The organism is Microcoleus sp. Z1_A1, from assembly GCF_036700305.1.
Taxonomy (GTDB): domain Bacteria; phylum Cyanobacteriota; class Cyanobacteriia; order Cyanobacteriales; family Microcoleaceae; genus Microcoleus.
On record NZ_JAUBOR010000032.1, the window covers coordinates 48,245 to 62,228 of the forward strand.

Here is a 13,984-nt window from a genome sequence, read left to right on the forward strand (position 1 = left end):
ACGTATGAAAAAGATTCTAGTGATTGAGGACGAGCAAGTAATTCGGGAGAATATTCTCAAACTCCTCAAAGCTGAAGGTTTCGACGTGACGGGTGCAGAAAATGGATCGCAAGGTTTATATGCGGCGGTGTCAAATCTTCCCGACGTGATTATTTGCGACGTGATGATGCCAGAACTTGACGGGTATGGGGTGCTGATGGCCTTGCGCTCTAATCCTGTTACTGCTACAGTACCTTTTGTTTTTCTCACCGGTAAAGCCGATCGCTCTGAAATGCGGCAAGGTATGGAATTGGGGGCAGATGATTACCTGACTAAACCTTTTAGTAAAGCTGAACTTGTGGGCGCGATATCGAGCCGCTTGAAAAAACAAGAAGCTGTTGCTGAACAGTACAATACTTTGCGATCGCAAAGCAGCGAATTTATCCAAAAGACTGCCGACAAACTAGAGCAGATCAAAACTCGTTTGTGCAACGCACTGGAACGAGAAGAATTCCAAGTTTACTATCAGCCGCAGGTCAATGTCCAGACTGGTAAAATTATGAGCGCAGAAGCTTTAGTGCGCTGGGTACATCCAGAAAAAGGGCTGATTTCGCCCGCAGAATTTATTCCCCATGCCGAAGAAACTGGGTTCATTGTAGAGTTAGGTGAGTGGGTTTTGCAGACAGCTTGCAAGCAAATGCAAGTTTGGCAAAATGCTGGTTTTTCGGGGCTGCGGGTAGCGGTGAATCTGTCGCCGCGCCAATTTCACCAACCGGATCTCAGCAGCAGAGTTGCCCAAATTTTAGCAGAAACTGGTTTGGAAGCGAGCAGTTTAGAATTAGAGCTGACAGAAAGTTTGATGGTAGAGGATGCCGAAAGTGCGATCGCGACTTTGCAACATTTGAAAAATTTGGGAGTTTGTATATCTCTTGACGATTTCGGCACTGGGTATTCTTCTTTAAGCTATCTGACGCAATACCCCTTCGATACTTTAAAAATAGACCGATGTTTTATCAGCAATATAACCGATGGTTGCACAAATGCAGCGATTGTGAAAGCTATTATTGAAATGGCGCACAGTCTCTGTCTTGAGGTAATTGCCGAAGGAGTTGAAACGGAAGCCGAAAAAGATTTTCTATGGCGCTATAAGTGCGATATAATGCAAGGATATTTGTTTAGTCCTCCTTTGGCTGCAGCGGATTTTGAACAGTTGTTAATGGCAGGAAAATAAAATATCTATAAAGTCAATATAGAGCAGATAATTAAGTGCCATAGTTGGGGTAAAATATGTTTTTATAATCTACCAGTAACGTTGAGTAAATCAAGTCAAGCAATACAATAAGGATGTTTACATAGCTGTTAAACTAGCTCGATAGTATTTTTAGCTATTTTGTCCAAATTGCTTGTCATTGTCAACCTCGGAGAACTGGGCGTGCTGATGCAGTTTGGTAAAGTGCAATAACAGTTAGTAGGAGAAGAAAATCACGTAATAACCCCCACAGTTTATACTGTAAAAAAGTTGAGCGTCAGGGTGGAAAAACAGGAAAGTTCCGCTGAAGCTTCCTCAAAATATTTGCAAGATTTTTTCACATATGTAGCGCTCAACAGGCACATTCTATTAGAAGAAGTCCCAGCTATTTTTAAACAAATAGATGACGAAGAATAAGTCATTGCTCGCATTATATATCCGGCGGTTGAAGAAGTATTAAAAGGAGTCATGGCCAAATACACGGCTGAAGAAATTATTACTAAGGGGGAGAACTTAAAGCCGGAGTTGATATTTTTTTGACCTACGGAAGGAAGAACCGCTCCTCCGATTTATATCCACAAGACAGCATTACCAGGCACAAGCCTGGTAACGATGTGGCAACAGTGTTTTGTAGGAGATCCTCGATAGTATTTTGAGTAAGATGCAGCCACGGATTTAAGCTGAATAAGCAGGGAAAGTCATCGCGTGTTTGGCCTTGACGTAAACTTGCTGATCTTGCTTGAGCTGTAGATAATCGAAGCGATCGCGACTTACGTAAGCTGTTACTACCTGACCCGATTCTAACAATAACTGGGTTTGAATTTCGCGTCCTACATGAATGATGCGGCTGACTTTTGCTAATGCAAAACCAGACTCCGGCTTAGTTTGAATTTCCACGTCATGGGGGCGCCAAAATACTAATTCACAATGAGCCGCTCCACTATTTTGAGGCGTTGTACCGTTGCTCGCGAACAAACCCGCAGCATTGGGCAACACATTGACAGGCCCAATAAAAGTCATCACAAAAGCTGTTGCCGGTTTGTCGTAAATTTCAGCAGGAGTGCCAACTTGTTCGACTCTACCTTGGTTCATCACCACAATTTCATCGGCTACTTCCATAGCTTCTTCTTGGTCATGAGTCACAAAAACTGTGGTGATGTTAACTTCTTTGTGAAGGTTGTGCAGCCACGATCGCAATTCTTTGCGAACTTTAGCATCTAATGCTCCAAAAGGTTCGTCTAGCAGCAGCACTTTCGGTTGAACTGCTAGAGATCTGGCTAAAGCCACCCGCTGCCGCTGGCCGCCGGAAAGTTGCGAAGGATAGCGATCGCCCAAACCTTTCAACTGAACTAAATCCAAAAGTTCATCAACCCGCCTGCGAATAGAGTCTTTAGGAACTTTGCGAATTTCCATCGCAAAAGCAATATTTTTCCGAATAGTCATGTGTTTGAACAAAGCATAGTGCTGAAACACAAAACCAATATTCCGTTCCTGCACCGACTGGTGGGTAGCATCCTCGCCGATCAGGTAAATATGACCCGTGTCCGGCGGTTCTAGTCCAGCAATCATCCTCAGCAGAGTCGATTTCCCCGAACCGGAAGGCCCTAAAAGCGCGACTAGAGAGCCGTTTTTTATTTTCAAACTCACGTTGTCAATCGCGTGGAAGGAGCCGAAGTGTTTCGATACGTTCTCAATTGTAATGCTCATGACTTTGTGTACCTATTTTAGGAGTTGATGGTATTAACTCCATATATCTGACCGATTTACAGTAGTATATCCTGAAATTAATATTTTGCAAGGTCTGTAACTTTTTGTATTGTATTTCGAGCCATCCTGATGGGGACGGCGCTTGGAAGTTGACGCTGGCGGGCCGTCTGAGTTAACCCGCGAGGGTTTTCAGATGTGGCTGTAGCCGTAAATGCGATCGTCCCAGAATAAGCCATGCTGAAATTACGTAGAAACCGGGTTTGATGGACGAAAATACTGCATCAAAACCTTTAAAACCTTTAATTCCCGTAAAAAACCCGGTTTCTTTGCTGTCGATATATCTATATTTTACCGCTGCCGACAATTCCCCGACTCCCGGCGATATTAAAGATTTCATGTACAAATTGCTCAATCTGAGGTGCGATCGCACACAATTTAGATCACAATAGTTAATTCAGAAGCCCGCCAGCTTCACCTTTGAGAAACGGACAGAATAGTAAATTCTAACCAGAACACCACTATGGGAAAACCAACAGGCTTTATCGAATTCTTGCGCGAACTGCCCTCCGAACTCTCACCAGTCGAGAGAGTCCACAACTGGGACGAATTTCACCTACCGATGGATGAGGACAAACTCCGCAGCCAAGGAGCGCGCTGCATGGATTGCGGCATTCCGTTTTGCCACACGGGGACAATTATCAGCGGCATGGCAAGCGGCTGCCCGATTAACAACCTCATCCCGGAATGGAACGACCTAGTATATCGCGGACTGTGGAAAGAAGCCCTTGACAGACTCCACAAAACCAACAACTTCCCTGAATTCACCGGCCGCGTCTGTCCCGCCCCCTGCGAAGGCGCTTGCGTGCTCGGCATCAACAATCCGCCGGTGACGATTAAAAACATCGAAGCCTCGATTATCGATAAAGGCTGGGATGAAGGCTGGATTGCCGCCGAACCACCCGCCAAACGCACCGGCAAAAAAATCGCCGTCATCGGTTCCGGGCCCGCCGGTTTGTCCGCCGCCGCGCAACTAAATAAAGCCGGTCATTGGGTAACAGTATACGAAAGAGCCGATCGACCAGGCGGCCTGCTAATGTATGGCATCCCCAACATGAAGCTAGACAAAGAACAAGTCGTGATGCGCCGCCTCAAAGTCCTCGAAGACGAAGGCGTGACATTCGTCTGCAACACCGAAGTCGGCAAAGACTTACCAGCAGAACAACTGCTAAAAGAATACGACTCCGTTGTGCTCTGTACCGGCGCGACAAAACCCCGCGACTTGGGCATCCCCGGCCGGGAATTAAAAGGCATCCACTTCGCAATGGACTTCCTGACTGCGAACACCAAAGCAGTTCTCGACAAGAGCACCAACGGCAACTTCATCTCCGCCGAAGGCAAAGATATCGTGATCATCGGCGGTGGCGACACCGGCACCGACTGCGTGGGCACCTCCATCCGCCACGGCTGCAAAAGCCTCGTACAGCTAGAAATCCTGCCCAAACCGCCCTCGGAACGCGCGGCCAACAATCCCTGGCCTGAATGGCCAAAAGTCTACCGTCTCGACTACGGCCAAGAAGAAGCCGCAGCCAAATTCGGCGATGACCCCCGCGGCTATCTCACCACGGCGACAAAGTTCGAGGGCGACGAAAACGGCAATGTCAAAGCTGTGCACACCGTTGAGGTGGAGTGGGCGAAAAACGAGAAAGGGCAGTTTATTCCGAACCACATCCCCGGCACCGAAAAAGTGTTGCCGGCACAGCTTGTTTTGTTAGCGATGGGCTTCCTCGGCCCGGAACAGCCCTTGCTGGATGACTTGGGATTGGAACGTGACGCCCGCAGCAACGTGAAAGCCGAGCACGAAAAATATACAACCAGCATTCCGGGAGTTTTCGCGGCTGGTGATTGTCGCCGGGGACAAAGTTTGGTGGTTTGGGCGATTAACGAAGGGCGGGGCGTGGCCCGGGAGTGCGACCTTTATCTGATGGGGAGCACTGATTTGCCTTAGTTGGTAGGTGTGGGTCGATCGAGATTGTTTAATTTCCCATAATTTACAGCTTATTCCATGTAGATGTAGATCGCGATCGACCGGGTTTCGAGCAACAGAATCAGTAATGAGGCGAGAACTGTAAAGAAACCCCGTGAGAGCGCGGTGTACTTCATAAACCTGGAATACGCTGTATTAAGCCCGTAGGGGCGGATTCGCCAAGATTTTGATTTAAAAACCCAAAATGTTGTAAACCCGCCCTTTGTACCTTGAAATAGGTAGATTGCGATTTACCGTTGGGTGGGGGCGGGTTTACGAAATTATGGATTTTAGGCAAATATTGTTGGTGAAACCCGCCCCTTGTATCTTAGGAATCAAAAATAAATAAGTTGATGAGTTATCGGTTATAAGGAAAAAATTTTAAGATTACAATCTTTACTCCTACAGAGATCAACTTACAACTGATTTTTCTCTTTAACTATTCTAATTTACTTTTAAATCGATGTCTGATTCTAATTCACTTGAGTCAGAAATGAAAAACGGTTCTTCCTTACTTGGTATGCTAAATCAATAGCTAAATCAGTCAAATAAATTGAGGTTAAAAATATGTGTCCCAATCTTGCAGAAAGGCATAAATTACAAGAAAATTTCCGACAAATATTTGAGTAAAAAAAACAAATTGGTTGAGGGCATTGTTGAGAATTGGTATCTGCCAGGAAAGAACTCAACAATATTTTCCAGATACTGTTAAGACTCTTACTAATTGGTTTGACGAGATAATTGCTTACTTTGATAATAGGACAACAAGTGGTATTGTTGAAGGTATTAACAAAAAGCTTAAGTTAATAAAACGTTCTGCCTATCGCTTTATAAATTTTGCAAGCTACAAAAATAGATGTTTGCTTACTTGGCATTTTAATTATTAGTTTGGCATACTAAGTAAAGAAGAACCGGAATTATTTATAATGAAATAGCCGTGATTATTGTTGGGTAGACAAAGCGTTTTATCAGGTTTAATAGCAGGTGTTTTCTTATTGTGGATTCAAAAAATTACCTAATTAATTTTATAAATTTTTGATAAATTTAATTTTAATATATTAAAATATCAAAAAAATTTGGGCTATTAAACTACTAAAATAAGATAATTTACTTGCTAATCGCTAATCGCCCCAAAGCAATTAGCAATTAGCAATTTTACTCAAATTATCACATTTTGCTGATAATTCTTTGCAGGATTTCTACGCCTGATACCGCTTGCCAGCCAAACAGCCCCAAGAGCACAATATTCAGAAAGATGTGAGTGTTTCTGGCCAAATCATTGCCTTTTTGCATCAAAGGAGTCAGCGATGCTGCGATCGCAATTATTGCCGTCATTCCCAACCCTGCTAGCAAGTGCGGGCCGACAAATAGTTTGCCGTTGTTGATGTAGGTGACGGCCATTCCGCCGACTGCACCCGTTACCATCAAGGCTAGCAGCAAAGAACCCATCTGGTGATGCTTGATGTTGAATTTACCCTTAATTAACTCTTTTTTGACTTCGCCTTCCGCACTTCTGGTACGGCGGATTTGCAAGCCGAGATACAAAGCATAAAATGAGATGGCCAGCAGTACCCACATTAAAACTGGGTGGAAGAATTGGCTCCAAACTTTCACTGACTGAGGAATTTCGAGATTCATGGTGTTCTGAGGATTAGCAAACATACTTCATAAAACTTAGCATACCAGTCAGGCCGTCTCGTGCGACGGTAAAAATATACGGTATGAGAGACTATTATGGCTGCCACTAAACAAGACGCTGTATTGATTCAAGCCGCCAAGACTGGCAACATTATTCACGTCCAAGCTTTACTCGCTAAGGGTGTTAACGCTAACGCCAAAGACTCTGAGGGGACGACGGCTTTGATGTTTGCTGCCCAAAAGGGCTATACAGAAATCGTGCGTAGTTTACTAAACAATGACGCTAATGTCAACCAGGTGAGCAGGCGTTTTGGGCTAACGGCTTTGATGCTGGCGGCGGCTCACAAACAGGCTGACTCTGTGCGACTGTTGCTGGCGGCGGGTGCTGATGTTAATGCTAAAAATGATGATGGAAGTACGGCTTTGATGGCGGCTTCTCTCAAAGGAGATATCAATGTTGTGCGGATGTTACTTGATGCTAATGCTGATGTAAATGTCCGAGATAAAGATGGAGATTCTGCTCTGAAAATAGCTGCTTTATCGGGTCACGAAGCTGTTGTCAAAGCTTTGGTGGATGCGGGTGCGGTTGCTGAGAATTCTATGCTGTTTTTAGCTGTCCGTCAAGGTAGCGCTGAAATTGTGCGAATTTTGCTCAAGTGTGGGGCGGATGCTAATGTTAAAAATCTAGAGAGCAAAACTGCTTTGATGCTGGCTGCGACGGCGGGAAATTTGGCTGTTGTCGAGGCGCTGTTGGCTGCTGGTGCTGATGTCGAAATTCCCGACAAAAACGGAGAAACTGCTTTAACTTTGGCTGCGGATTCTGGCAATACTGATGTGGTGCAAACTTTGCTTGGTGCGGGTGCTAATGCGAATGTAAAAAATGGAGATGGGGGCACGGCTTTGATGGCGGCTGCTGCTGGGGGAAATGCGCCGATCGCCCATATCTTACTCGATGCTGGCGCGGATATCAACGCTAAGGATAAAGATGATGAAACTGCTTTGAATTTTGCGGTGGTTGAAGGCTGCGAAGATGTGGTGGAATTGCTCTTAAACCGAGGTGCTAGTGTCGGTGCTAGAAATAGGTTGGGCGATACGCCTTTACTGGTGGCGGCTGTTCACGGCCACAGTGCGATCGTATCGGCTTTGCTGCAAAAAGTAAACTCAAATCGGGATGAGTTTCTGAATGCGAAAAACTTTGGGGAGACGGCTTTGACGCTGGCTGCGTTTCACGGACATACCGAGACTGTGAAGGCTTTGCTTGAGGGCGGTGCTGATCCGAATGTCCCGGCGGATTTGGGGAAAACGGCTTTAATGAAGGCGTGCGATCGCGGTTATATGGCGATCGTCCAATTATTAGTCGAAAAAGGTGCCGATGTCAACGTGCTGGATGATTCGGGCGCAACTGCTTTAATGTGGGCCGCACATCGGGGTTATCCTGATGCAGTAAAGATTTTAATTGATGCTGGTTCAGAACTAAACCACAAAAATCCGGGAAATTATACAGCTTTAATGCTGGCTGAGTTTAAGGGTTATTCCAGTGTGGTAAAATTGCTCAAAAGTGCTGGAGCACTGGAGTAAGAATGAAATAGTTTTGAGTAAGATAATTCTGTCATTCTGAGGGTAGGCTTTGGGAAGTGAAGAATCTCCTACCAAATTCATAAAATAGCGCTACATATCTACCCCCCCAACCCCCCCTTATTAAGGGGGGGAGTAAAACTTTCTATGTAGCATAACTTTATGAAATTGGTATCAGATATCGGGACTTACCCATTGTAATGGTGTGGCAATAATTTGAGATTCTTCGCTTCACTCAGAATGACATAATTAGGTGATTAGTGCGTCCCGGACAATGAATTATATCATGTCCGATCGATTAACCATAATATCCCGGTCGGGGCGGGTTTTTGAGATTGTCAATTATTGGCGATTATGGTTGGTGGAACCCGCCCCTACAAAAATCGCGGTAGCTCGACCCGACATGATATTAACCTCAATTTGCTTTACGTACCCAGCCGTTAATAGTAAATCGGCTATCAGCAAAAGCTTTTGAGGGACAGCTAACTCGCAAAACTTCGTGCATATAGCGACTCAGAAAAAATACTATGCTGTTATTGCGAGGTTCAACAGTTCTGAATGTCTTGTCTGCAACATAAAAATTGTTCTCAATTTTGCTGTCGTAAATTTGCAATTCGCCACCTGAAAAAGCTTTGGGTTCTCGATAGAAATAGTAAACGTAAGTGAAAAACCGGGTGGCGGTATCTGGAGAGCCGCTGTCGTTGTGAAGCTTATAAAAGTTGTTGTCATTGTGCATGGTTAACTGAGCTTCTATTTCACCAAGCGGAAATGAGGGAATATTTAATTTTTGCAGCACGTCGGGGAGAATTGCTTTGATGCGATTAACCATCAGTTCGGAAAATTCGGGGAACGAGTGGAGTACCATCGAACGGCGGTAGTCTTCGGCATTAGTTGAGGTGCTGGTTGTCACAAATTCTGATTCTTTTGCTAAGACATATTTAAGGAGTTTGTTTTTTTCGGCAGGGGTCAAAAAGTTGTCTATTTGGGCGTAGCGAGATATTAAGTCGTCATTTACAGGCGGCGCAGGGGCGGGAATTTCGGCGGGAATTTCGGCGGGAATTTCTACAGGAGTTGCAGGCTGCTGCGGTTGCAGTTGCTGCAAGTAAATTGGGGGTTCTGTGACTAATCCGACTAGGTGTTCGCCGGGAAAAGAAAGGGCGGAACGCCCGTCGTCTATGGGGATTTGAAATAAGGGCGAAAAACCCAGTGTTTGTTGGGTGCGATCGACTAATGTTTTGATCAGGCTGTGCAATAATGGTGTATCAGATTTGAGGGTGACGGTGCATTGATGTCCCCCGGTGAGCAGGATTTTGACTTTTATGTCTTGGGGTTTAATTTGCGGTTGAATTGTGCTAGTCATAATTTTTGAAGGACGCAACTGGGAATTTGGTACGACATAACAGTGTTGATTGGTGTCATAGCCTTCCCGATCCCCCCTAACCCCCCTTAAAAAGGGGGGGACAAGAGTGTAAAAGTTCCCCTTGTTAAGGGGGAGACAAGAGTGTCAAAGTCTCCCGTCTTAAGACGGGAAAGGATTCTTCTCAAAGTCCCCCTTCTTAAGGGGGATTTAGGGGGATCGAGACTTAGAGTAAAACCAGAGATACAAATAATTTCCGACTTAAGTTAAGACCAATAAACACTATTGTATCCCTACAATATGGCACACAATTGAAAATTGCTTTAGGTCTTATTCCTAATGCAAGAAGTGGCGGATATCAGTGAAAACCATTGTGATTCCGAGTTGGTTGGCGGCTTCAATGGAATCTCGATCGCGCATACTTCCTCCCGGTTGGACGATCGCAATTATGCCCGCCTCAGCCGCCGTTTTTACGGAATCGTCGAAGGGGAAGAAACCGTCGCTAGCCAAAATCGCTCCTTTGCTCTTTTCTCCTGCTTGTTCCAATGCTAGTTTAACCGAACCCACGCGATTCATTTGTCCGGCGCCGACACCGATTGTAGTGCGATCGCGCGTCACAACGATCGCATTAGATTTGACGTGTTTCGCTACTTTCCAAGCAAACAGCAATTCTTCCAACTCTCCCGCCGTCGGCTGTTTCTCAGTAACAACCCGCCATTTGCTAGTTTCTTCTACTATATTATCTGAGTCTTGCACCAGCAAACCGCCTGCAATAACTTTAACAGTTTGTGGCGGCCCTTGAGTCAAATCTGGCAAAATTAATACTCGAACTTTCGCCTTTTTTTTGATAATTTCTTCTGCTTCTGGCTCGCACCCCGGCGCGACAATACATTCTAAAAATGTTTGAGTTAACGCCGTTGCGGTAGCAGCATCAATCGGGCGATTGAGGGCGACAATTCCGCCGAAAGCTGAGACTGAATCGGTGTCGAAGGCTTTTTGATAAGCTTCAGAAATAGTTGTTCCCAAGGCTGTACCGCAAGGATTTGTGTGCTTCAGAATAGCGGCGGCAGGTGTGTCGGGGAATTCTACGATTAGCCGCCTTGCTGCTTCTAAATCTACTAAATTATTGTAGCTTAATTCTTTGCCTTGCAGGATGGTGCTAGTCGTCCAGCCTGTCGGTGTAGTTCCGCTTTGATACCAGGTGGCGGCTTGATGGGGATTTTCGCCGTAGCGGAGAGTTTGCAACTCTTTTCCTGATAAATTAAACTCGTCTGGTAGCGAAGATTTTTCAGCGGATTGGCTGCTGCTGAGATAAGTTGCGATCGCGCGATCGTAGTTGGCTGTATGTTTAAAGGTTTCTAGAGCGCATTTTTGCCGAAACTCTAAGGATGCTTCGCCACCATTTTCCCGCAGTTCTTTTAAATAAGTATTGTACTGTTCTGGGTCGCACAAAACTGTCAAATGAGCATGGTTTTTGGCGGAAGCTCTCAACATTGCCGGCCCGCCGATATCTATCTGCTCAATTGCGTCTGCTAGAGTAACTCCTGGTTTAGAAATTGTCTCTTCAAAGGGATACAGATTGACTACAACTAGATCGATCGCCCGAATTTGATTTGCGGTTAAATCTGCGAGGTCTTCCGGTACGTCGCGGCGTGCTAAAATGCCACCGTGGATTCGTGGGTGAAGTGTTTTGACTCGCCCTCCCAAAATTTCGGGGGAACCAGTATATTCTGCAACTTTGGTGACTGGGATGCCTGCTTCTTTGAGAGCCGTTGCTGTCCCGCCACTACTAATTATGTCAAATTCAAATTCTTCTACTAGACTGCGCGCTAAGTCGATTAGTCCGGTTTTATTGGATGTGCTCAGAAGTGCTAGACGTGCCATTGGTTTGAAGTTGCGATCGCAAAAATAGATAGGTTATATTCTATACCAAATCGGCCCGCAGGGAGATGATTTGGTCATGGCTAATTATGATTATTTTTAATAATCAAAGATGAGTTCGCTTATTTGTGACCATATTTTTTGTCAAATTTATATAATATTTTATACTGACCAGTGGTTTCTAGATATCTAGAACTTGCGCGTGGAACTGATTATTTTGTGAGTGCGAGGGGGATTGAAGCCATATCCAGCTTCCACAGTTCGTGTCGCTACGTAAGTGTCAATGTTGTTGAAATTACTTAATAAAACTTAATAGATAATTATAGGGCGATCGCTCTTGAATTTTAACGATGTTTTATGATGAATTCTAAAAGTAATGTGCTAGCATCGGGTGTAAATTGCTCTCTCCCTAAATTTCCCGAAAAATAGGGCGATCGCCACACATTAATCTAAACAATAATTTGGTAGGGTTAACATATGTTTTTTCAAGAAGCAGATCCAGAAAATAAGCTCAGTAATATTAGCAGGAATCATAAACAAACTGCTCCCAATCTGACTAATAGAACAAGCTACCAACAGATTTCAAAAAAAAGAATCCAGAATTCACCAGAGACCAATATTTCCGAAGCTTATAGTGTTAGTTTGTGCGAATTGCAGCAGATGGAGCGAGCAATGGAACAGCTAAAGCAGGATTTGAAAGCTAGCGAATCTCGGTTTAGGAATGTGATCGAAAAAAATGCCGACGGCATCGCAATCGTTAACAAGCTAGGACTTGTCTGTTTTGCCAACCAGTCAGCAGAAGCGCTGTTTAACTGCACCGCAGAGGAACTTTTAGGGCAAGCATTTTTTGGCAATTTAGTAGTAGAAGTTTCCGCTTGTGACCTTGAGATGGCGACGGATATTATTCCCCAAGTTGGAAAAACAGAAGCACCAGGAACTCGCGTCGTGCAAACAGAAGTTGAAGCTATTCGCAAGCAAAAAGCAAATGCTGTAGTAGAAATGCGGGTGGTGGAAACGGAATGGGACGGAGAAATGGCTTATTTAGCTACGCTGCGGGACATTACCGATCGCAAGCGCGCAGAAGAAATGCTTTGGTTGTACGATCGAGCTATCGCAGCTACTAGCACCGGAGTTACGATTTCTGACGCCACTGACCCCGAAAATCCAATTATTTATTGCAATCCAGCATTTGAAAGCATGACAGGTTATCGGCGGCAGGAAATTATCGGAAAAAACGGCCGATTTTTGCACGGAAGCGATACGGATCCGGCGGCAGTAGAAATAATTCGCCAAGCCTTGCAAGCAGAAAGCGAATGCAAGGTAATATTAAAGAATTACCGCAAAGACGGAACCGCTTTCTGGAATTGTTTCTCCATATCTCCCGTGCGCGATCGAATGGGCCAATTAACTCATTTTATTGGCGTACAGAGAGACATCACGGAGCGCAAACAAGCCGAAGAAGCCTTGCATAATTCCGAAGCACAAAGCCGAGAACAAGCAGCTCAACTAGGAGCCACACTGGAGCAACTAAAAGCCACTAATTCCCAATTAGTTCAAAGCGAAAAAATGTCTAGTTTGGGATTGCTACTTGCCGGCGTCGCTCACGAAATTAACAACCCAGTCAGCTTCATTTACGGCAATCTCGCTCATCTGACCAATTATACTCAAGACTTGTTCGATCACCTCGAACTCTATCAACAACACTATCCTAATCCAGTCGCAGAAATTCAAGAGCAAAGAGAAAAAAATGATCTAGATTTTTTAGCTGAAGATTTACCTAAAATACTATCTTCAATGAGCGTTGGTGTCGATCGCATTTGCCAGATTGTGCAGTCGCTGCGGAACTTTTCGCGGCATGACGATTCACAGATGAAACCCGTTAACCTCCACGAAGGTATCGACAGCACGCTGTTAATTCTCAATCACCGTTTGAAAGGGAACGGAGAAAAGCAGCCAATTCAAATTGTAAAACACTACGGAAAATTGCCAACCGTTGAGTGTTTCGCTGGGCCGATCAATCAAGTTTTTATGAATATCCTCAGCAATGCGATCGATGCTTTAGAAGATGCCAACAGTAGGCAAACTTGTCGAGAAATGCTAGAAAATCCCAGCCAGATTATGATTGGTACGGAAGTTGTCGGCAATTTTGTAGAAATTAAAATTGCCGACAACGGCCCTGGAATAACTGAGGAAGTCAAACAGCAGATATTCGATACATTTTTTACTACCAAGCCCATTGGCAAAGGCACGGGAATGGGTTTGTCAATTAGCTATCAAATTATTGTAGAAAGACACAAAGGCGAATTATATTGTAATTCGGAATTGGGCAAGGGCACGGAATTTGCTATCAGAATTCCGATCGCACCTTAGCGCGGAATGTGCAATCTACACGTTACCAACTTGATATATAGGCAAACAAGCGAGGGGGACTCGCACTCCTACAAAACGAGAAAAATCGTTTTTTCTCGTTCCCAGACTCTGGCTGGGAACGCATACTTAGGATCGCGAATTAAATAACTTACAATTTTAATTGTTATTGTGGGATGGGCGTCCCGCCCGTCCTTTTTGGACGGGC

The 13,984-nt window shown here is 44.8% G+C and carries 10 protein-coding genes; 5 read left to right on the forward strand and 5 right to left on the reverse strand.

Annotated features, from left to right (window positions below; translation table 11 throughout):
- Positions 1–4: 4 nt before the first annotated feature.
- On the forward strand, positions 5–1,210 hold the full coding sequence (locus QT973_RS19920; protein WP_333054041.1) for an EAL domain-containing response regulator: 1,206 nt from the start codon (positions 5–7) through the stop codon (positions 1,208–1,210).
- Between the two features lie 693 nt (positions 1,211–1,903).
- On the opposite strand, the gene QT973_RS19925 is transcribed toward QT973_RS19920, so the two are convergent.
- Together QT973_RS19925 and QT973_RS19930 are read right to left on the reverse strand one after the other, a co-directional pair.
- A complete protein-coding gene (locus QT973_RS19925) occupies positions 1,904–2,935 on the reverse strand; it encodes a sulfate ABC transporter ATP-binding protein (protein WP_333054043.1) in 1,032 nt (343 codons plus the stop codon).
- 172 nt (positions 2,936–3,107) lie between these two features.
- Positions 3,108–3,332, reverse strand: coding sequence for a hypothetical protein (locus tag QT973_RS19930; RefSeq protein WP_333054044.1), 225 nt, complete (start codon positions 3,330–3,332; stop codon positions 3,108–3,110).
- A 123-nt stretch (positions 3,333–3,455) separates the two neighbouring features.
- Between QT973_RS19930 and gltD the strand changes: the two genes are divergently transcribed.
- Together gltD and QT973_RS19940 are read left to right on the forward strand one after the other, a co-directional pair.
- Positions 3,456–4,940, forward strand: a complete 1,485-nt coding sequence (gene gltD / locus QT973_RS19935; RefSeq protein ID WP_333054045.1) for a glutamate synthase small subunit — start codon at positions 3,456–3,458, stop codon at positions 4,938–4,940.
- A 674-nt stretch (positions 4,941–5,614) separates the two neighbouring features.
- On the forward strand, positions 5,615–5,845 hold the full coding sequence (locus QT973_RS19940) for a transposase (RefSeq protein WP_333054046.1): 231 nt from the start codon (positions 5,615–5,617) through the stop codon (positions 5,843–5,845).
- 280 nt (positions 5,846–6,125) lie between these two features.
- Here the strand turns inward: QT973_RS19940 and QT973_RS19945 are convergent, their stop codons facing one another.
- Positions 6,126–6,596 (reverse strand): DUF4079 domain-containing protein, encoded by a 471-nt coding sequence (locus tag QT973_RS19945; RefSeq protein WP_333054092.1) that lies wholly within the window; start codon positions 6,594–6,596, stop codon positions 6,126–6,128.
- A gap of 96 nt (positions 6,597–6,692) precedes the next feature.
- Between QT973_RS19945 and QT973_RS19950 the strand changes: the two genes are divergently transcribed.
- Positions 6,693–8,174, forward strand: a complete 1,482-nt coding sequence (locus QT973_RS19950) for an ankyrin repeat domain-containing protein (protein ID WP_333054047.1) — start codon at positions 6,693–6,695, stop codon at positions 8,172–8,174.
- A 412-nt stretch (positions 8,175–8,586) separates the two neighbouring features.
- Here the strand turns inward: QT973_RS19950 and QT973_RS19955 are convergent, their stop codons facing one another.
- Both QT973_RS19955 and purH read right to left on the reverse strand, forming a co-directional pair.
- On the reverse strand, positions 8,587–9,531 hold the full coding sequence (locus tag QT973_RS19955; RefSeq protein ID WP_333054048.1) for a 2OG-Fe(II) oxygenase: 945 nt from the start codon (positions 9,529–9,531) through the stop codon (positions 8,587–8,589).
- A 333-nt stretch (positions 9,532–9,864) separates the two neighbouring features.
- Entirely contained in the window at positions 9,865–11,412 is a 1,548-nt protein-coding gene (gene purH / locus QT973_RS19960; protein WP_333054049.1) for a bifunctional phosphoribosylaminoimidazolecarboxamide formyltransferase/IMP cyclohydrolase, read from the reverse strand.
- A 474-nt stretch (positions 11,413–11,886) separates the two neighbouring features.
- Between purH and QT973_RS19965 the strand changes: the two genes are divergently transcribed.
- Positions 11,887–13,779: a PAS domain S-box protein gene (locus tag QT973_RS19965; protein WP_333392035.1), complete on the forward strand. Its 1,893-nt coding sequence runs from the start codon at positions 11,887–11,889 to the stop codon at positions 13,777–13,779.
- Positions 13,780–13,984: the final 205 nt, after the last annotated feature.

Excerpts from the sequence above, each read along its gene's own strand:
- QT973_RS19925 (WP_333054043.1), bottom strand. The coding sequence starts at position 2,935 with ATGAGCATTACAATTGAGAACGTATCGAAACACTTCGGCTCCTTCCAC.
- QT973_RS19920 (WP_333054041.1), top strand. The coding sequence starts at position 5 with ATGAAAAAGATTCTAGTGATTGAGGACGAGCAAGTAATTCGGGAGAAT.
- QT973_RS19950 (WP_333054047.1), top strand. The coding sequence starts at position 6,693 with ATGGCTGCCACTAAACAAGACGCTGTATTGATTCAAGCCGCCAAGACT.
- gltD (WP_333054045.1), top strand. The coding sequence starts at position 3,456 with ATGGGAAAACCAACAGGCTTTATCGAATTCTTGCGCGAACTGCCCTCC.
- QT973_RS19930 (WP_333054044.1), bottom strand. The coding sequence starts at position 3,332 with ATGAAATCTTTAATATCGCCGGGAGTCGGGGAATTGTCGGCAGCGGTA.
- QT973_RS19965 (WP_333392035.1), top strand. The coding sequence starts at position 11,887 with ATGTTTTTTCAAGAAGCAGATCCAGAAAATAAGCTCAGTAATATTAGC.
- QT973_RS19955 (WP_333054048.1), bottom strand. The coding sequence starts at position 9,531 with ATGACTAGCACAATTCAACCGCAAATTAAACCCCAAGACATAAAAGTC.
- QT973_RS19945 (WP_333054092.1), bottom strand. The coding sequence starts at position 6,596 with ATGAATCTCGAAATTCCTCAGTCAGTGAAAGTTTGGAGCCAATTCTTC.
- purH (WP_333054049.1), bottom strand. The coding sequence starts at position 11,412 with ATGGCACGTCTAGCACTTCTGAGCACATCCAATAAAACCGGACTAATC.